The sequence below is a fragment of the Klebsiella sp. H-Nf2 genome (assembly GCF_002806645.1).
Taxonomy (GTDB): Bacteria; Pseudomonadota; Gammaproteobacteria; order Enterobacterales; family Enterobacteriaceae; genus Klebsiella; species Klebsiella variicola.
Window position 1 is genome coordinate 39,373 of record NZ_PIBL01000015.1, and the last position, 19,883, is coordinate 59,255.

Here is a 19,883-nt window from a genome sequence, read left to right on the forward strand (position 1 = left end):
TAATCGTTTTTCAAGATGAACGAATCGTTCGATATAAAAAACAAGGGGCGGGTATGACACAGCCAATCAGCGTTATTGCCAAAAGCCTGGTGCGGGAGCGGGCGCGGACCGGTCTCTCGCTGGCGGAAGTCGCGCGTCGGGCGGGTATCGCAAAATCCACGCTATCGCAACTGGAGTCCGGCAACGGCAATCCGAGTCTGGAAACGCTGTGGTCGCTCTGCGTGGCGCTGGATATCCCGTTTGCCCGCCTGCTTGAGCCACAGGTGAACAAAACGCAGGTGATCCGCCGCGGAGAGGGGACAAAAGTGGTGGCGGAGCAGGCGAACTATCAGGCCATTTTGCTGGCCGCTTGTCCACCCGGCGCGCGTCGGGACATCTATTTACTGTTAACCCAGCCCGGCGCCGATCGTATTTCGCATCCGCATCCGCCGGGCTCGGTGGAACATATTATCGTTACCCAGGGGCGGGCGCGGGTAGGGCTGACGTCGGCGCCGGAAGAACTGGGCGAGGGCGACTATATCTGCTACCCGGCGGATCAGGAGCATGTTTTTCAGGCGCTGGAGCCGGATACGCAGGCCCTGCTGATCGCTGAGCAAAACTGACATCGCGCCGGCTGGCCGTCGCGCTCTCGCTGGACGCCATAGCCGTATTGCGGGAAACTAGCTTTTCCTATGCGAAAACAGGGATTTTTATGTCGCTGAAAGCCATTGCCAAACAACTTGGGATCTCCGTCACGACCGTCAGCCGGGCGTTGAACGGCTATGATGATGTGTCACAGGAGACCCGCGCCCGGGTTGAGGCTGAAGCGCAGCGCCGGGGCTATCGCCCCAACACTTTCGCCCGCCGTCTGAAAATGGGCACCATTGATGCCGTTGGTCTTGTCTTTCCTGTCCGCCCCGCGCCGCTCAACAATAACGTTTTTCTCGAGATGGTCGGGGAGATCAGCCATGAGCTGGCGCGCCATGACATTGATTTGTTGCTGATCGCCGATGATGAACAGGCGGATAAACATGGCTATATGCGCATGGTGCAGGGCCGTCGCGTCGACGCTTTAATCGTAGCCCATACCCTGGATGACGATCCGCGGTTGGCGCAGCTGCAGGCCTCTGGCTTTCCGTTTCTGGCGCTCGGTCGTAGCCGCCTGGCGCAGCCCTACGCCTGGTTTGATTTCGATAACTATGCCGGCACCTGCCGCGCCACCCGCCATCTGATTCAACAGGGCCACCAGCGTATCGCTCTGCTGGGTGAGAACAACAATCAGGCGTTTATTTCGCAACGGCGTAACGGCTACCTTGATGCCCTGCGCGAGGCGGGGTTATCCGATGCATGGCTGCGTAGCGTGCCGGCGACGCGCCGCGGCGGCTATCAGGCCACGCTGGAGCTGCTGCGCCTGCCGGAGCCGCCTACCGCGATTATCACCGACTGCAACACCCATGGCGATGGCGCCGCCATGGCGCTCGCCCATCTGGGCCGTTTAACCGGCGATAACCGCGTCGCCCTGGTGGTGTATGACGGGCTGCCTCAGGACAGCATCATAGAGACCGATGTCGCCGCGGTGATCCAGTCCACGCGCCAGGGCGTGGGGCGGCAGATTGCCGATATGGTGCGCCGCTTAATCGCCGGGGAAGATCTCGCCACGCTGCAGGTGCTATGGCAGCCGGAATTTTTCCCGGGTGAAACCGCCTGACCTGACCCTTTTTAACCCGTAATTCTGAAGCCGATCACGGATCCGAAACGTTTTGGTTGGCATCCGAAACGTTTCGGATCAACAGTAAGACATTCCTTGTTATGGAGATGTCTGATGTCTGATTCGCTGATTCACCTGCAAAGCGCCGGTGCCGATGTTGTCATTAAAACTCGCCCTTTCGCCGAAATTGTCTACTGGGGACCGCATTTAAGCCACTTTTCGCCGCAGGATGCCGACAGCCTGACGCGCCCGGTCGCCAACGGCAGACTGGATGTCGATTCGCCAGTGACCTTAATGGCGGAGCTGGGCCATGGCTTGTTTGGCGCGCCGGGCATTGAAGGCCATCGTCAGGGGCTGGATGCCTCTCCGCTGTTCACCACCAGCGAAGTGCGGCACGAGGGCCAGACGCTGACCCTGGTCAGCGAAGATCCGCAGGCCGGCTTGCGTCTGCACAGCGAGATCGCGCTGGATGCCAGCGGCGTGCTCAGCGTGCGCCATGGCGTGACCAATCTGCGCGCCAGCCCATGGCAGGTGGATCGCCTGGCGGTCACATTGCCGGTCGCCGAACGCGCTCGCGAGGTGATGGCTTTCCATGGCCGCTGGATCCGCGAGTTTCAGCCCCATCGTCTGGTCCTGGAACACGACAGCTTTATGCTGGAGAACCGCCGCGGGCGCACCTCTCACGAACATTTCCCGGCCCTGATCACCGGCAGCCGCACCTTTAGCGAGATGCAGGGTGAAGTCTGGGGCGTGCATCTGGCCTGGAGCGGTAACCATCGCCTGCGGGCAGAGGTGAAAACCGATGGCCGCCGCTATCTGCAGGCCGAGGCGCTCTATCTGCCGGGTGAAATGGCGCTGGCGGAAGGGGAAACCTTGTGGACACCGTACCTGTATGCCAGCTACTCGGCGAACGGGCTGAACGGTATGAGCCAGCAGTTCCATCGTTATCTGCGCGAACGGATTATTCGCTTCCCGGACAACAAGCCGCGCCCGGTGCATCTCAACACCTGGGAAGGGATCTATTTCGACCACGATCCGGACTACATCATGCGTATGGCTGACGAGGCGGCGGCGCTGGGCGTCGAGCGCTTTATTATCGATGACGGCTGGTTTAAAGGTCGTCACGACGACTGGGCGGCGCTTGGGGACTGGTATCTCGATGAGAAAAAATACCCCCACGGCCTGACGCCGGTTATCGATCACGTGAAATCGCTGGGGATGGAATTCGGTATTTGGGTGGAGCCGGAAATGATTAACCCGGATTCCGATCTGTACCGGGCGCACCCGGACTGGGTGCTGGCGCTGCCGGGCTATACCCCGCTGACCGGCCGCCATCAGTTTGTCCTGAACCTCAACATTCCGGAAGCGTTTGATTATCTGCTGGAGCGGATGAGCTGGCTGCTGGGCGAGCATGCGGTGGACTACGTGAAGTGGGATATGAACCGCGAGCTGGTGCAACCTGGGCATCAGGGACGCGCCGCCGCGGACGCGCAAACGCGCCAGTTCTACCGCCTGCTGGATACGCTGGTGGCCCGTTTCCCGCACATTGAATTTGAATCCTGCTCCTCCGGGGGCGGACGGATCGATTATGAAGTCCTCAAGCGCAGCCATCGCTTCTGGGCGTCTGACAACAATGACGCCCTTGAGCGCAACACTATCCAGCGCGGCATGAGCTACTTCTTCCCGCCGGAGGTGATGGGCGCGCATATTGGCAATCGCCACTGTCATGCCACTTTCCGCCAGCACAGTATCGCCTTCCGCGGCCTGACGGCGCTGTTTGGTCATATGGGACTTGAGCTGGATCCGGTGAGCGCTGATGAAGAAGAGCGCGCCGGATACCGGAAATATGCGGCCTTGCATAAACAGTGGCGCGACGTGATCCATCACGGCGTGCAGTGGCGGATGGATATGCCGGATGCCACCACCCTTGCCCATGGCGTCGTCAGTCCGGATAAAGCGCAGGCAATTTTCCTCGTCAGCCAGCTGGCGATGCCGGACTACACCCTGATGGCGCCGCTGCGCCTGGCGGGGCTGGAGGCGAGCGCCCGCTATCAGGTGACGCTCCTCGATCATCCGAACATTCAGATCACCGGCGAGGGCGGCCATACCATGCGGAAGCTGCCGGCATGGATGACGACGCCGCAGACGGTGAGCGGTGAGTGGCTACAGCAGGCGGGGCTGGCGCTGCCCATCCTCGACCCGGAAAGCGCCATTCTGATTGGCCTGCAACGCGTGTGATGGTATCGGGCCGCGTCGCGGCCCTTCTTGAGGAAAATATAATGAACCCGACCGTCTGTACCCACAAAAACAACCCCAACTTCTGGATTTTCGGGCTGTTCTTCTTTCTCTACTTCTTCATCATGGCCACCTGCTTTCCGTTTCTGCCGATCTGGCTGTCGGACGTCATCGGCCTGAATAAAACCGAAACCGGCCTCGTTTTCTCCAGCCTGTCGCTGTTTGCCATCTGTTTCCAGCCGGTCCTCGGGGTGATCTCTGACAAGCTGGGGCTGAAAAAACACCTGATGTGGATCGTGACCGTTCTGCTGGTGCTGATTGCTCCCTTCTTCCTCTATGTTTTCGCTCCGCTGCTGAAAACCAACATCTGGCTCGGGGCGCTGAGCGGCGGCGCCTATATCGGCTTTGTATTCTCCGCAGGCGCCGGCGCGATGGAGGCCTATATCGAACGGGTAAGCCGCAACAGCGGGTTTGAATACGGCAAGGCGCGCACCTTTGGCTGTCTGGGATGGGCGCTGTGCGCGACTACTGCCGGAATGCTGTTCAGCATTAATCCCGAATGGGTGTTCTGGATGGGGTCAGCCGCCGCGCTGCTGTTGGTGGTGCTGGTGGCCATCGCCAAACCGCAGGCCAGTCAGTCCGCGCAGGTAATGGACTCGCTCGGCGCCAATCGCCCGGCGATCGATTTAAAAACGGCGGTGCGCATGTTCCGCCAGCGTAAGATGTGGATGTTTATTCTGTATGTCATCGGCGTGGCCTGTGTGTATGACGTTTTCGATCAGCAGTTCGCCACCTTTTTTAAATCGTTCTTCGCGACCCCGGAAGCGGGCACCCGCGCCTTTGGTTTCGCCACCACCGCGGGAGAAATATGTAACGCCATCATTATGTTCAGCTCGCCGTGGATTATTAACCGCATCGGGGCGAAGAATACCCTGCTGATCGCCGGGATGGTGATGGCGGCAAGGATGATTGGCTCTTCCTTCGCCACCACCGCCGCGGAAGTGGTGGCGTTGAAAATGCTCCATGCGCTGGAGGTGCCGTTCCTGCTGGTGGGTGCCTTTAAATACATTACCGGCGTGTTTGATGTCCGGCTGTCGGCGACGATTTATCTGGTGGGATTCCAGTTCGCCAAGCAGGTGGCGGCGATCTTTCTCTCCGCCTTCGCCGGCAATATGTATGATCGGATCGGCTTCCAGGAAACCTATATGATCCTCGGCGGTATTGCGCTGACCGTCACCTTAATATCCGCGTTTACGTTAGCGGGTAAGGCGAAAACCGAGCCGCTTCGCGATAATGCGATGATTGTTTAATCTCCGAAATTTCATGACACAGGGATGTGCATGAAAGATAAGAAAATTGATATGTTAAATATGAGAAACACATGAAAGGGCTATGGATTATTTTTCTTCAGTAAAGAAGTATTAATACTTGAATAGTTAATCCCCTCATCCCCGTAATGAGTGGTAATGATATAATCACACCTCTGTTTTTCCTGCCTAAAAATATTGATATCTTTTGAGTTCATTAATTTCTCTCAAGGAGCGTAAATGAATAACGATGGCCAGTAAAATAAAAATGCGAGGCCAGAGTATGGATCTATGTAACGCAGCAACATGTGAACTGGATTACATTCTTGGCAGAGATCACAATTTATAGTGAACACCATTGTTAGAGGGTATGTTCAATCATCATGGCATCTATTAAAGACGTAGCGAAAAAAGCTGGGGTCTCGACGGCAACCGTATCGCGAGTGCTCAACAATCATCCCAGCGTCGTGCCGGAAACGCGGCAGGCGGTGCGTGATGCGATGGATTATCTCTGCTATGTCCCCAGCAAAAGTTCGTTTCAGCTTAGCGGTAAATGTTCAGGGCTGATTGGTGTGGTTTTGCCTAACCTGGTGAATCCTCACTTCTGTGAACTGTTGGCGACGGTGGAAGAAGAGGCCCGGTATATCGGCAAATCGGTGATCGTTAAAACGCATCAGAACCAGCCGCAGCAGGATAAACACATTATTCAGACCTTGGTGGGGATGGGTATTGACAGCTTGCTATGGGTGCCGACAGAAGCAGAAGTCGAACTTTCAGAATGGTTAAGTATTACCCGGATCCCGGTCGCCGTCGTCACCCAGGTGTCCCGGTTCTTTAACTCCGTATCGATTAACCAGGACCGGGGGGCAGAAAGTATTGCGGAACATTTTATTCATACAGGTCATCTTTCGTTTGGCTTTGTTGCCCAGGAAGGGGTTGATAATCGTAGGGTTTCATCGTATACCAAAAAAATAGCGAGTCATGGTTTAAAACTTGCTAAAGATAATTCGTTCTGGATAGCCAAAGGTGAGGGGGAAAAGATATCAGGCCATATTAGCATTCTTGATGATATTATTGCGAAACTCAGCGATCCGAAGCGAATCTGTACATGTCTGCTAGTGTATAACGATATTGCGGCAAACTATATTATCGATGGGCTAAAAGAAAAAGGTATCTCCATTCCTGAAGATGTTGCGATTGCCAGTTTTGACAATACCTTGCTGGCACAAACTAAAAAAATCACCAGCGTTGCACAGCCGGTAAATGAAATTGCTCACCTCGCGTTTCAGATGGTGAAGCATCAACAGCAGCCGGACAGTATTGAAATGCACGAAATTGTCTCTCGGTTAATTGTTCGTGAGAGCAGCGTAAAAATTAATATTACTTCCCTGTAAGGGATATATGTTTAGAAATGGCGCGACAATTTGCGCCATGGGCTCCTTTTAACAAAAAATAGGTATATTTATGTCTGCTACCGCAATGGAAAAGCCAAGTGCTTATGAAAAGCTGGGGTTGAGGGAGAAGATCGGCTACGGGATGGGGGACGCTGGTTCAGGAATGATATGGAGTGTACTGGCGCTCTATCTGACGTGGTTTTATACCGATGTCTATGGCCTCAATGCCGGGGTGGTGGGCACATTATTCCTCGTTATTCGCATCTTTGACGCTTTTAGCGATCCGCTGATGGGGGCAATCTGCGACCGCACCGTGTCACGCTGGGGAAAATTCCGTCCATGGCTATTATGGATGGCGCTTCCGTTTGGTCTGGGCGCGGTACTGATGTTCACGACCCCAGAACTCAGCATGAACGGTAAGATTATCTATGCCTGGGTTACCTATCTGGTCATGTCGCTGATTTATACCGCGATTAATATTCCCTATTGCTCCGTCGGCGGCGTCATTACCCTCAATCAAAAAGAGCGCATGGGTTGTCTGTCATGGCGATTTTTCCTTAATGGCCTGGCAACATTGATTATCTCCTCCTCTATTCTGCCGTTAACCGACTGGCTGGGTAACGGTGACCGTGCTTCCGGTTTCCAGCTGACCATGATCATTATGGGCGGGGCGGCAACGCTGATGTTCCTGTTCTGCTTTTCCAGCATTAAAGAGCGGGTGGTATCGGTTAAGCAAAACGAGTCGTTGAAGAAAGACCTACGGGATATTATCAAAAACGATCAGTGGCTCTTAATGATCTCTATTACCTTCCTGAACGTTTTCCCGGCATTTATCCGTGGTGGCGTAACTATCTATTATGCGACTTATGTCATGAAGGCGTCTGTCGGATTTATTACCTTCTTTATGGCGCTGGGTGTAGCCTGTAATATGCTGGGTAGTGTGCTTGCCAAACCGCTTACCGATCGCTTTGATAAGCTGGCGCTGTTCCGCATTATTAATATTATTCTCGGCATTCTGTCATTTGCGCTGTGGTTTATCGATCCGCAATCGTTGACCCCGCTGATGGCGCTATTTATCGTAATTAACGTTCTGCATTTAATTCAATCTGGCCCCATTCTGTGGGCGATGATGTCCGATGTCGATGACTACGGTGACTGGAAGTTCGGTAAGCGCCTGACCGGTATCTCTTTCGCGGGTAACCTTTTTATGCTCAAAATGGGGCTGGCGGTGGCTGGGGCAATCGTCGCCTGGATTCTGGCGTTTACCGGTTATGTCGCGAATGAGCCTCAGCAAAATAGTAAGACCATTCAAGGCATTATCATGATGTTCTCACTGTTGCCGATGGTGAGTTATTTCATCAGCGCGTATCTGGTGCGCTACTTCAAGCTGAATAACGCGTTCCTTGAAAAAATTAAAGCCGATCTTGCAAAACGTGAACTGGAAAAAGGACGTGGTTAATAGGTAGGGGGGTAGGGCATCAGTATTATTTATCATTCAATATCAGTCTTAATCAAATTAGAATATTTAAGTGATTTTCTGTTCATATCAGAGGAGGTTCTTTATGACGCATAATAATTATTATGACGTGACGCAGTGGCATATCGGTAATCCTTATAAGGATATTGGGGAAGTTATCAACAGTATTATCCTCGATATTAAAAAGCGGCAAACCGCAACCGATATTAATAACGGCGGAAAACCTGGCGCCGTTATCTATATTCCGCCCGGCGATTATCATCTGAAGACGCAGGTTTTTATCGATATCAGTTATTTAAAAATTATGGGGGCTGGACACGGTTTTGTCTCCTCAAGTATTCGTTTCAATACACCGGCTGACGAGTGGGCGAATTTGCATGATATTTGGCCGGGCGGGAGCCGTATTCTGGTCGATATTTGTGTGCATCCCGGCGATGAAGAACATGCTGGCGCTGCATTTTACGTGAAACGCAGCGGAGCGCCGCGAATTAGTTCGGTGGCGTTTGAAAACTTCTGTATTGATGGCCTGCACTTTATTGATGATGGGCTGGGAAACAACGATCCGGAAAATAGCTATATTAACGGCAAAACCGGGATTTATATCGCCAGCGCTCAGGATGCTTTCCGGATTACAGACATGGGATTTATCTATCTTGAGCATGGTCTCACGGCGTACAATAGTGATGCTATGGCGATCCATAATAACTTTATCGCCGAATGCGGCAACTGTATCGAGCTTCGTGGCGCCGGACAGGCTTCTAAAATAACCGATAACCTGATTGGCGCAGGCTATAGAGGCTATTCGATTTATGCCCAAAACTTCGGTGGGTTATTAATTTCTGGCAACAATATCTTTCCGCGTGGCGCCAGCAGCGTTCATTTCTCTGGCGTTGTTCGTTCTACCGTTACTGGTAATCGGTTGCACTCATTTTATCCAGGAATGTTGGTTCTGGAGAATAACTGTGCGGAGAATCTCATCGCTGCAAATCATTTTTTCCGCGATCGCGAACCCTGGCCGCCGATGCAGACCTATGACAACGGCCTGGATGATGCCTATGGTCTGCTGCATATCAATGGTAGTAATAACTCGGTTATTGCCAATCATATTTCCGAAACTATTGATATCCAGTATCTTCGGCCACAGGGAATAAAGCCGGTCATCATCCGGCTGGTTGCCGGTAAAGGAAATTACCTTGCGAATAATCATATTGTTGCGACCACGGAAGCGTCAGTGCAGCAGGCGCACCCTTCCGAAGAGGACGCTTGCTTTGCGGCGCAGGTCAGCGCTTTGCTGACGACGGATAGATTGAAAACCCTTGATGTGGTCGCGGTGCTGGTAGAAAAAGCGTCGTCTCAAAACACGATACTTGATTGCGGCAATAACAAACAGTTGATGATGGACAGAACGATGAATGCCATCAGGGCTACGCCATCTCCCGGCAATGTGGAAATGGAATAATCCGGCTGTAGACGCGACGGCGCAGAATAAGTCGTCCTACTCAGCGCTGAAAACGGCTGCCCCACTCAGCACAGCGAGGCAGCCATGATTTCACGCCAGATAAAACACTTCTTTGAGCTCCGCGCTCAGCGGGCTGTTATCCGGGTTGCTGGGCATCACCTCGCGCATGTATTTCCACCAGCGCTGGCACACTTCCGTGCTGGCGACCGCCTCCCAGCGGGCTTCCGACTCAATCTCCACCGTCGCGAACAACAGATGGCGTTCTTTATCGAGATAAATGGCGTAATGGTGCGCGCCGTGGTCCTTCAGCACTGCCTCCAGCTCCGGCCAGATGGGATTATGGCGGCGCTGGTACTCCTCGTGCGCGTCGGGGTTCACCTGCATGACGAAGGCTTTACGGATCATAAGGCCTCCAGATAGAGCTCGCGAACCTCATCGCGGCTGGCGGGGCGCGGGTTACACGGCGCGCACGGGTCGGCCAGCGCTTTATCCAGCCAGCCTTCGATATCGGCTTTGCTGACGCCAAGCTGGCTGAAGCCCTGGGGGATCCCCACACGTTTGCTCAGTGCGCGGATGGCGTTGATGGCCTCCATGCTGGCAGCTTCATCGCTCATGCCGCGGGTATCGACGCCCATCGCCTGCGCCACGCGGGCGAAGCGCGCCACCGCGTTCGGGCGGTTAAAGTTTTCGATGATCGGCAGCAGGATGGCGTTGCACACCCCGTGCGGCAGGTTGTGGGTGGCGCCAGGCTGATGGGCCAGGGCGTGTACCAGCCCGAGACCGGCGCTATTGAACGCCATGCCCGCCAGGTATTGGCCAAACGCCATCTGCTCGCGGGCCTGCAGATCGTGACCATCGTCTACCGCTTTCGGCAGCCACAGGTTGATCAGGCGAATGGCCTCGAGGGCGTTGGCGTCGGTCAGCGGATGGGCACCAACGGAGACAAAGGCCTCGATGGCGTGGGTCAGGGCGTCCATGCCGGTGGCGGCGGTAACGGCTGGCGGGATGTCGAGCATCACGCTGGCGTCGTCGACGGCGATATCCGGGATCAGGTTCGGGTCGATAATCACCTCTTTCACCTGCCGCTCGCTATCGATAATCACTGCGTTGCTGGTCATCTCCGCCGCCGTGCCGGCGGTGGTGTTGATGGCCACCAGCGGCACGCCAGCGTTTTTCACTTTGCCGACGCCGGAGTAGGCTGTGGAGGGGCCAGGGTTGGCGGTGAGGATTTTTATCGCCTTGGCGGTATCAATCGGGCTGCCGCCGCCGAAGGCGATCAGGTAATCGCAGTGTGCCGCCTGGTACGCCGCGTAGCCTTGCTGCACCAGCGCTTCGGTGGGGTTGGGAAACACGTCGTCAAACAGCTGGTAAGCCATCTGCTGTTCATCCAGCGCGGAAAACAGGCTGTCCAGCAGGCCCAGCTTCACCAGCTGGCCGTCGGTAACGATCAGCGCTTTGCCCCACTGTTTACCGGCCACCAGCCTGACCATATCGCCGATAGCGCCTGCCCCGTGGAGGCTGATTTTTGGTAATGCCAACATAAAACTCATGATAATTCTCCTTAATGTTGATTTTGGGAAATCCGTTTCCCCTCACCCCGCCCCTCTCCCGCAGGGATAGGGGAAAACCGGTCCCGGACTGCAGGCTGTCTGCGTGCGCCGGGCAGTATCCTCTCCCTTGGGGAGAGGGCCAGGGTGAGGGGGAAATTAACATCGTCTTCGCTGCATCATCCGCCGGGTAATAATCGGCAGGGAGATCACCACGATCAGCATGGCGCCGATAATCACCGACATCACGATACCGGGGACGTTTAGCAGGCTCAGGCCGAAGGTCACCAGCCCCATTAGAAAAGCGGCAATGATCACCCCGGGCATGCTGCCGGAGCCGCCGAGAATATTGACGCCGCCGAGCACCGCCATGGTGACAACCGCCAGCTCCCAGCCCATCGCCAGGGTGGGGCGGGTACTGCCGAGCCGTGAGGTCAGCAGGACCGCCGCCAGCCCGGCCATCAGCCCGACCAGCGCGAACAGCACCAGGTTATGACGCTTAACATTGATCCCGGAGAACCAGGCGCCAGTCGGGTTATTGCCGATGGCGTAGGTCCGGCGGCCAAAGTTGGTTTTATGCAGCAGGAAGGTGAAGGCGGCGGCGAGGAGGATAAACAGCGCAAACTCAAAAGAGAGCGCCCCCCATACGTACCCCTGGCCGAACCAGGCAAAGCTCTCCGGGTAGTGGTTGAGTGCCTGATCGCCCAGCAGGATATAGGTGATGCCGCGATACAGGCTCATGGTGCCGATGGTGATCACAATGGACGACAGGTTAAAGCGAGTCACCAGCAAGCCGTTGAACAGGCCGCACAGCAGACCTACGCCCAGGCCGATGACCACCAGCAGCGGGGTATCCATCCCCGCCGCCGCGCAGAAGCCCATCACCGTTGAGCTGAGCGCCATCGTCGAGGCCACCGACAGATCGATTTCCCGGGCGATAATCAGCATCGCCATCGGCAGGACGACGATCGCCTTCTCGGTAAAGGTAAAGGTCGCGTCCGACAGGTTCCAGATATTGAGGAAGTACGGGGAAGCCATCGCGTTGCCGATAAATACCGCCAGGGTGACCGCCAGTAAAAACCCTTCCCAGCACAGCAGGCGGCGCAGCGGCGACGGCGCGACCGGAGTGTTTTTCATCTCTTCAGATACCATCATTTTGCTCATGATTTCACCGCCTGTTTCTGCCGGGCTAACGCCGCATTGCGCAGGATTAACCGCCCGTGACTGCGATTGCCGCGCTCGTTGAGCAGCACCGCCATGACGATCACCGCCCCGGAAATCGCCATTTGCCAGAAGGGCGAGATGCCGATCACCGGCAGGGCGTTATTGATGACCCCGAGGAACAGCGCGCCGCACAGGCAGCCCAGCACCCGTCCGCTTCCGCCCATGGTGCTGATACCGCCGATTACGCAGGCCGCTACCACCTGCAGCTCAAAGCCGTTCGCCACGTCGACATAGGCGACAGCGAAGCGCGAGATCCACAGATAGCCGCAGAAGCCGGCCAGCGCGCCGGAGAGGCAGAAGCTGACGAACTGCATTTTTCCGGCGTTAATGCCGGTGTAGTACGCCGCCGTCGCGTTGCCGCCCGCGGTGTACAAGGCCCGGCCAGTGCGGCTGTAGCGCAGGAAATAACCTACCAGCAGCAGCGCGGCGATGGCGCACCAGCTCAGAAGCGGCAATCCCATGAGCGTGCTGCGCGGCAGGCTGAGAAAATCAGCGCTCATCTGATGTGAGTTAACCCAGCCGCCGTCAGTCAGCAGGAAGATAATGCCGCGATAAATGCTCATGGTGCCGAGGGTTACCACGATGGCGGGAATGCCGAGGCGCCAGACCAGCAGGCCGTTAATCATCCCCATCAGCAGGCCCAGCAGGGTTGCCAGCGCCAGCAGCGCCACCACCGGAATACCCGGATAGTGGGCGTTAAGCAGGGCGACGATCATCCCGGTCAGCGCCAGGTTGGCGGCCATCGACAGATCGATGCCTTTGGTGAGCAACACCATCATCTGGCCGAGGGCGAGGATGATAAGGATGGCGGTATCGTTAAACATCTCCACCAGATTGGCCGGTGAAATGAACGACGGCGCCCGGCTGCCGATGGCGCCGATCATCAAAATGATGACCACCGCCAGCAGCGCTTCGCGATGTTTAAGCCATGCGTGTCCCATCATGCCGCCTCCTGGCCGATGCCGCTGGCGGCGCTAACGATAGTTTCCGCTGTCGCTTCACCGGCCTGGTATTCGGCGACCATCAGCCCTTCGTGCATCACGATAATCCGGTCGGCCATGCCCATCACTTCCGGCAGCTCTGACGACACCATAATCACTGCCAGTCCCTGGCTGACCAGCTCGGACATAAACTGATGCACGGCGGCTTTTGAGCCGATATCGATGCCTTTGGTCGGCTCATCGAGGATGATCACCTCGGGCTGGGTCGCCAGCCATTTGCCGATCACCACTTTCTGCTGGTTGCCGCCGGAGAGGGTCTCCACCGGCTGGCGCCAGCTGAAGGCTTTAACCTGCAGGCGCGAGGCGTACTCTTCGGCCAGCCGCCATTCCCGGGTGTCGTTCAGGACGCCGTTAGGATTGAGCTTGCTGAGCTGCGGTAGACTGATGTTCTGGGCAATAGGCAGGGCGATGATCGCCCCCTGTTTCTGCCGCTCTTCCGGCACGCAGACGATGCCCGCGCGGATGGCATCGGCGGGCTGGTGAAAGCGCATGGTTCTGCCGTTCAGGCGGATCTCGCCGGAGGAGGGACGCGACACGCCGGAGAGCGCCTGCATCAGCTCGGTGCGTCCGGCGCCCACCAGGCCGTAAAAGCCGAGAATTTCGCCCTTGCGCAGGCGGAAGCTGATATGAGCAAACTCGGTAGGATGACAGAGATCGGACACCTCCAGCACCGTTTCCCCGGGCGTGCAGTCGACTTTCGGGTAGGTTTGGGTGATCGCCCGGCCCACCATCATCGACACCATCCGCTCTTCGGTGATGTCGCTTATCGCCCCGGAGCTGACGTACACCCCATCACGCAGGATGGTGTAATAATCGGCCAGCTCGAAAATTTCATCGAACTTATGCGAGATAAACAGGATCGCTTTGCCGTCCTGCTTCAGACGCTCAACGATGTGATAAAACTCCAGGATTTCATGCTGGGAGAGGGCGGCGGTCGGCTCATCGAGGATCACCACCTGGGCGTCGAAAGCCAGCGCCCGGGCAATCGCCACCATGTGCCGCTGGGCGATGCTGAGGGTTTTCAGCGTGGCCCGCGGGTCGATCTGGACTTCCAGCCGGGCGAGGATCTCGCTGGCTCTGCGGTGCATCGCTGGCCAGTCGAGTGTTTTTAACAGTCCCTTATACAGATACTGGCCGACGAAAATATTTTCACTGACCGAGAGTTCGTCAAACAGCACGGTTTCCTGGTGAATGGCGGTGATCCCTACCTTATGCGCCGACTCCGGCGTTGGCAGATGAATGGGGATCGCTTTATAGAGGATCTCGCCCTCTTCGGGCTGATAAATACCGGTCATCACTTTGACCAGTGTGGATTTCCCCGCGCCGTTTTCGCCGATTAAGGCGGTCACTTTGCCGGGCCAGAGATCAAGCTGCACGTTCTCAAGGGCGCGCACACCGGGAAAAATCTTGGTGATCCCCTTCAGCGACAGCAGTGGCGTTGATGCTGACATGATAGTTCTCCACAAAAATCACCCCTCACCCTAACCCTCTCCCCAAAGGGGCGAGGGAACGGCCCGGCGTCCGCTGGCCACATCGTGCAGAGGGCCAGCCTTTCCCCCTCTCCCCAGAGGGGCGAGGGAACGGTCCGGTGTCCGCTGGCCACATCGTGCAGAGGGCCAGCCTTTCCCCCTCTCCCTCCGGGAGAGGGCCGGGGTGAGGGAACAAGGGTTAGAAAATTTTCGAGAACTTATCGATGTTGCTCGCATCGTAGACGAACGGCTCGGCCATCGCACCATTCCCCTCAGCATCCAGCTTCACTTTGCCCAGCTTGCCCATACTGGCTTCGGTTTTGGTCGCCGTGCCTTTGACTAAATCGTCGGCCAGATAGGTGGCGGCGTAGCCCAGGTCAATCGGGTTCCAGATGGCGAAGCTTTTGCTGGCGCCGGACTTGATCGCGCCGGCCATTTCCGACGGCAGCCCCAGCCCGGTGACATAGACTTTGCCGATTTTGCCCTGGTCCTTCACCGCCTGCGCGGCGGCAACAATGCCCACCGATGACGGCGAAACAATGACTTTCAGGTCCGGATATGATTTCAGCAGGCCCACCGCTTCGCGGTAGCTTTTATCCGACAGATCGTCACCGTAGGCGACAGTGACCAGCTGCACGGACGGATACTGCGGCAGCACCTTTTTCATCTCCTCAATCCAGATGTTCTGGTTAGTGGAGGTTGGGGTGGCGCTTAACACGGCCACTTCGCCTTTCTCAACGTTCAGCGCCTTCAGCGCATCGGCGGCGAGCTTGACGTTGGTTTCGCCAATTAAGGCGTTATTCGAGGGGTTAAGATGGATCTGGCGGCCTGCCGGCGCCACGCCGGAGTCCCACGAGACCACCTTGATGCCGCGCTGCATCGCTTTTTTCAGCACCGGCACCACCGCGTCCGGATCGTTGGCGGAAATGGCGATCGCATCCACCCCCTGGGCGATCAACCCGTTCAGCACGTCGATCTGCGCTTCGGCGGTGGTAGTGGTCGGGCCGGTGTAGATCACTTTGACATCACCTAACTCTTTGGCTGCCTGTTGGGCGCCAACGTTGGCGGCTTCGAAGAAACCATTTCCCAGCGATTTCGCCACAAGGGCGATTTTAACTTCTGCTAAGGTGGAACCGGACAACGCCAGGGCGGCAACGGTGAGGATCAAGCTTGTCTTTGTTTTCATTGCTTTTACTCCACATGAGTTAGTTTTGTAGGGTTTGCAGGTGATGTTTCGCCCCGTCTCGGTGAGCGGGGCGCGATGTTGTTATGGATAAAGATCTAAAGCGGACTGCAGCGGCTGCACGTTGAAGCGTTTGCCAAGGGCGATAAGCTCTTCGCGGGTGATGGTCTGCTTCATCCCTCCCATCGACAAGACTTTCACCAGCACTTCGGCGGACTTCTCGGCGGTGTCGATCAGGCCGAAGGTCTCATCCAGCGTGGGGCCGCTGCCGAAGACGCCGTGGAACGGCCACAGCACCAGCGAGTGCTTTTGCATGGTTTCGGCGGTCGCCTGGCCGATTTCATCGGTGCCCGGCACCATCCACGGCAGAATGCCGACGCCGTCCGGGAAGACCACCAGACATTCGGTGCTACCTTCCCACAGCTTGCGGGTGAACAGATCGCTGTGGTTCTCCAGAACATAGGTCAGGGCGATCAGGTTGGTGGCATGGCAGTGCATGATCACCCGGTCTTTGCCGCCGGTCAGTTTGATACGCTCGCTGTGCGACAGGAAGTGTGCCGGCAGCTCGGAGGTCGGTACGGCATCCTCGGTGAGGCCCCACAGGATATGGTATCCCGCGCCATCGCTGTCGACCTTTACCACGCCGAGGTTAGCGGCCGGGTCGAGCTGGACGTTACGGAAGAATTTGCCGGAGCCGGTGACGATAAATGGCTGGTTGGCCAGGATTGGCATCGGCTGGCTGAGGGCGATGTAACGCGGTTTGGCGTGGAAATCCGCCGCATAAGGTTCGATATCCGCTTCATCCAGACGCAGCGTCAGGTTGCCGCCGTTGCGTTCGTCCCAGCCTTTCAGCCAGGCGTCGGAGGTGGCTTTGATCATGCCCTGGACGAACCAGGCGTCGATAATGGTCTGCATAGTCTTGTCTTTCCTGTTGATTCGGTGCGGGGTTGACCCCCTCACCCTAAATATGTGCGTGCCCCCGGATTGCGCCGTAAGCGGCTTATCCGGGCTACCGGTTCGTAGCCCGGGTAAGGCGTCAGCCGCGACCCGGGGAAGCCCGTGCATTACCCGCGCTGGCTCAGAACCGCATTCTCATAAGCCCGCACGTTGTCCAGCCACTGACTGCCCGCCGGCGTGTCGTGACGCTGACAGTACATCTCCCAGATAGCCTGCCACGGCAGCGATTTTTGCTCTTCGAGCAGCGCCAGGCGGGCGGTGTAATCGCCGTCGTTCTCCAGCTGACGAAGCTGAGCGGTCGGTTCCAGCAGGGCACGCAGCAGCGCTTTTTTCATATTGCGGGTACCAATTACCCAGGCCGCGATGCGGTTGATGGAGGCATCGAAGAAGTCGAGCCCGATGTGCACGCGGTCAAACAGGTTGTGGCGAATGATTTCGCTGGCGATGGCCTGGGTTTCATCATCCAGCAGCACCACGTGGTCGCTGTCCCAGCGCACCGGGCGGCTGACGTGCAGCAGCAGGCGCGGAATGTAGAGCATGGCGGCAGAGATTTTGTCGGAGATCACTTCCGTCGGGTGGAAGTGGCCGGCATCGAGGCACAGCGCGGTCTGGCGGCTGGTGGCGTAGCCCATATAGAACTCGTTGGAGCCGACGGTGTAGCTTTCGGCGCCGATGCCGAACAGCTTGCTCTCCACGGCGTCGATATGATGCGCTGGATCGAATTTCTCGCTGATCACCTCATCAAGGGCATTCAGCAACCGCTGGCGCGGCGCGAAGCGGTCAACGGTAATATCTTTCATGCCGTCCGGCACCCAGATATTCATCACCGAGGGGGTGCCCAGCTGTTCGCCGAAATAAGCCGATACGCGGCGGCTGGCTTTGCAGTGGTCGATCCAGAACTGGCGGATCTCATCGTTGGCGTGCGACAGGGTAAAGCCGTCGGCGCTCAGCGGATGCGAGAAGCAGGAGGGGTTGAAATCCAGACCCAGTTTGTTGGCTTTCGCCCACGTAACCCAGTTTTTAAAATGCTCCGGCTTAATCTCATTGCGCGCTACCGGCGCGTCGGATTCCAGGTAAATAGCATGCAGGTTGAGACGCTTTGGCCCCGGGATCAGGCTCAGCGCCTGCTCAAGGTCGGCGCGTAGCTCTTCAGCATTGCGCGCTTTGCCCGGGTAGTTGCCGGTCGCCTGGATGCCGCCGGTCAGGCTTCCCGCCGGGTTTTCGAAACCGGCGACGTCGTCACCCTGCCAGCAGTGCATGGAGACGGGCAGACGGTCCAGCTGGCGCAGGGCCTCCTCGACATCCACGCCGACGGCGGCGTAGCGCTGCTTAGCAATTTCCCAGGCTTGTTCAAGTTGAGTGGTCATGCGCAAAGCTCCTTGGTCTGTTGTGGCTGAAACTGCGCCACGAAACGGGCAATTTCACTATCAGGATTGGGGGTAAAAGCGGTGAGCGCCGCGTTGCCGCGCACCACCTGACGAAACTCATCGACATTGGCCAGTTCGTCGAGGGTCATTAACTGGATGCCGATATTGCCGAGGGTGGAGGCCTCCACCGGGCCGGCCACGACGGCGATCCCGCAGGCGTCAGCGCACAGCTGGTTAAGCAGCGCGTTCTGGCAGCCGCCGCCGACGATATGCAGCTGGCTGAAGGGCTGGCCGCGCAGCGCCGCCAGCTCGTTAAGCACCCGGGCGTAGAGCAGCGCCAGGCTGTCGAAAATGCAGCGCGCCAGCTCGGCATCGCTTTCAGGAATGGGCTGCCCGGCGTCGCGACAGGCGGCCTGGATCTCGGCGCTCATACTGGCCGGATTGATAAAGCGGTCATCGTTGCAGTCAATCATGAAGCGGCACGCCGGTAGCGCGGCGGTGCGGGCGATCAGCCCCTGCAGGTCGCTGACGTTTTGTTCTTTCAGCACCCGCTGGAGCAGCCACAGGCCCATGATATTTTTCAGCACCCGGTAGCGGCCTTCGGCTCCGCCTTCGTTGGTGATATTGGCCTGCAGCGCCGCGTCGCAGGTGTATGGGGTCAGGCTTTCAAACCCCATCAGCGACCAGGTGCCGGAGGAGAGATAGGCGGCATGGCGGTCGGCCAGCGGGGAGGCGATCACCGCGCTGGCGGTGTCGTGGCTGGCGACAGCGACCACCGGAATACGGTTGCCCTGCGGGCAGATCCAGTGACCAATCACATTGCCGGGGTGGGTCGGCTTTCCGAACCACGCCAACGGCGCGCCGGTCCAGTTCAGCAGCGTCTCATCCCAGCTATCGCTATTGATGTTAACCAGCTGGGTGGTCGTGGCGTTGGTATATTCCCAGTTCAGATTGCCGGTCAGGCGGAAGCTGAAATAGTCGGGGATCAGCAGGGCATGCGCGGCCTGACTGACCAGCTCCGGCTGCTGCTCCACCAGGGCGCGCAGCTGGTAAAGGGTGTTAAACGGCAGAAATTGAATGCCGCTGCGGCGATAGATCTCCGCCCGGCCCAGCTGTTCTTCAGCGTGACGTAGCAGGCCCTGGGTGCGGTCGTCACGATAGGAGATCGGCAGTCCGACGCGCTGGCCCTGCTTATCCAGCAGGACATAATCCACCCCCCAGGTATCGATGCCGATACTGTCGATCAGGATGCCCTGCTCACACACTTTCTCCAGCCCGCGACGGATCTCGCCTTCCAGGCTATCCACATCCCAGCAGTCGAAGCCATCCACCTTCTGCAGGCTGTTGGTGAAGCGGTGCATTTCGCGCAGGGTCAGGGCACGCGGCCCGGACTGATAGCTGGCGAGCATCACCCGCCCGCTGGAGGCACCTAAATCGACGGCGACACAATGACGAATACTCATGGAAAGACCCTTCTTAAAATCATTGTCCGCAGTCTAAAAAAGGCCGCTCACTGACACCTTCTCGCTACGGACAGTCAAAACTGGCCGCTGGCAAGAAAGCAAAGGTGACCGTG

The 19,883-nt window shown here is 57.3% G+C and carries 16 protein-coding genes; 7 read left to right on the top strand and 9 right to left on the bottom strand.

The features are described from left to right. The first annotated feature begins 53 nt into the window (after positions 1 to 53). From CWM58_RS24620 to CWM58_RS24650, 7 genes are all read left to right on the top strand, one after another. Positions 54 to 602: a helix-turn-helix domain-containing protein gene (locus CWM58_RS24620; protein WP_002882865.1), complete on the top strand. Its 549-nt coding sequence runs from the start codon at positions 54 to 56 to the stop codon at positions 600 to 602. A gap of 89 nt (positions 603 to 691) precedes the next feature. Then, positions 692 to 1,687, top strand: a complete 996-nt coding sequence (locus CWM58_RS24625; RefSeq protein ID WP_100682016.1) for a substrate-binding domain-containing protein — start codon at positions 692 to 694, stop codon at positions 1,685 to 1,687. Between the two features lie 114 nt (positions 1,688 to 1,801). Beyond that, positions 1,802 to 3,925: an alpha-galactosidase gene (locus CWM58_RS24630; RefSeq protein ID WP_100682017.1), complete on the top strand. Its 2,124-nt coding sequence runs from the start codon at positions 1,802 to 1,804 to the stop codon at positions 3,923 to 3,925. 41 nt (positions 3,926 to 3,966) lie between these two features. Continuing rightward, positions 3,967 to 5,232: an MFS transporter gene (locus CWM58_RS24635; protein ID WP_016162041.1), complete on the top strand. Its 1,266-nt coding sequence runs from the start codon at positions 3,967 to 3,969 to the stop codon at positions 5,230 to 5,232. Between the two features lie 380 nt (positions 5,233 to 5,612). Next, entirely contained in the window at positions 5,613 to 6,623 is a 1,011-nt protein-coding gene (locus CWM58_RS24640) for a LacI family DNA-binding transcriptional regulator (protein WP_100682018.1), read from the top strand. 70 nt (positions 6,624 to 6,693) lie between these two features. Then, a complete protein-coding gene (locus CWM58_RS24645) occupies positions 6,694 to 8,082 on the top strand; it encodes a glycoside-pentoside-hexuronide (GPH):cation symporter (protein ID WP_100682019.1) in 1,389 nt (462 codons plus the stop codon). A 103-nt stretch (positions 8,083 to 8,185) separates the two neighbouring features. Further along, positions 8,186 to 9,559: a NosD domain-containing protein gene (locus tag CWM58_RS24650; protein WP_061156247.1), complete on the top strand. Its 1,374-nt coding sequence runs from the start codon at positions 8,186 to 8,188 to the stop codon at positions 9,557 to 9,559. 90 nt (positions 9,560 to 9,649) lie between these two features. On the opposite strand, the gene rhaM is transcribed toward CWM58_RS24650, so the two are convergent. From rhaM to rhaB, 9 genes are all read right to left on the bottom strand, one after another. Next, positions 9,650 to 9,964: an L-rhamnose mutarotase gene (gene rhaM, locus CWM58_RS24655; protein WP_002882870.1), complete on the bottom strand. Its 315-nt coding sequence runs from the start codon at positions 9,962 to 9,964 to the stop codon at positions 9,650 to 9,652. Continuing rightward, positions 9,961 to 11,109, bottom strand: a complete 1,149-nt coding sequence (gene fucO / locus CWM58_RS24660; protein ID WP_061156246.1) for a lactaldehyde reductase — start codon at positions 11,107 to 11,109, stop codon at positions 9,961 to 9,963. The genes rhaM and fucO overlap by 4 nt, the downstream gene beginning before the upstream one ends. Positions 11,110 to 11,265: 156 nt before the next feature. Further along, on the bottom strand, positions 11,266 to 12,270 hold the full coding sequence (locus CWM58_RS24665) for an ABC transporter permease (RefSeq protein ID WP_100682020.1): 1,005 nt from the start codon (positions 12,268 to 12,270) through the stop codon (positions 11,266 to 11,268). Then, the gene (locus CWM58_RS24670) at positions 12,267 to 13,274 is read right to left on the bottom strand and encodes an ABC transporter permease (protein WP_165785847.1); all 1,008 of its coding nucleotides are present in this window, start codon (positions 13,272 to 13,274) and stop codon (positions 12,267 to 12,269) included. The genes CWM58_RS24665 and CWM58_RS24670 overlap by 4 nt, the downstream gene beginning before the upstream one ends. Continuing rightward, complete coding sequence (locus CWM58_RS24675) at positions 13,271 to 14,782, bottom strand: sugar ABC transporter ATP-binding protein (RefSeq protein ID WP_100682021.1); 1,512 nt, start codon at positions 14,780 to 14,782, stop codon at positions 13,271 to 13,273. The genes CWM58_RS24670 and CWM58_RS24675 overlap by 4 nt, the downstream gene beginning before the upstream one ends. A 217-nt stretch (positions 14,783 to 14,999) precedes the next feature. Then, positions 15,000 to 15,986, bottom strand: coding sequence for a rhamnose ABC transporter substrate-binding protein (gene rhaS, locus CWM58_RS24680; protein ID WP_100682022.1), 987 nt, complete (start codon positions 15,984 to 15,986; stop codon positions 15,000 to 15,002). Between the two features lie 81 nt (positions 15,987 to 16,067). Beyond that, on the bottom strand, positions 16,068 to 16,898 hold the full coding sequence (gene rhaD, locus CWM58_RS24685; protein WP_008807883.1) for a rhamnulose-1-phosphate aldolase: 831 nt from the start codon (positions 16,896 to 16,898) through the stop codon (positions 16,068 to 16,070). Between the two features lie 149 nt (positions 16,899 to 17,047). Further along, positions 17,048 to 18,307 carry an L-rhamnose isomerase gene (rhaA, locus tag CWM58_RS24690; protein ID WP_032741520.1) on the bottom strand — a complete coding sequence of 420 codons (1,260 nt, stop codon included), beginning with the start codon at positions 18,305 to 18,307 and terminating at the stop codon, positions 17,048 to 17,050. Continuing rightward, complete coding sequence (gene rhaB, locus CWM58_RS24695; RefSeq protein WP_100682023.1) at positions 18,304 to 19,770, bottom strand: rhamnulokinase; 1,467 nt, start codon at positions 19,768 to 19,770, stop codon at positions 18,304 to 18,306. The genes rhaA and rhaB overlap by 4 nt, the downstream gene beginning before the upstream one ends. Positions 19,771 to 19,883 lie beyond the last annotated feature (113 nt).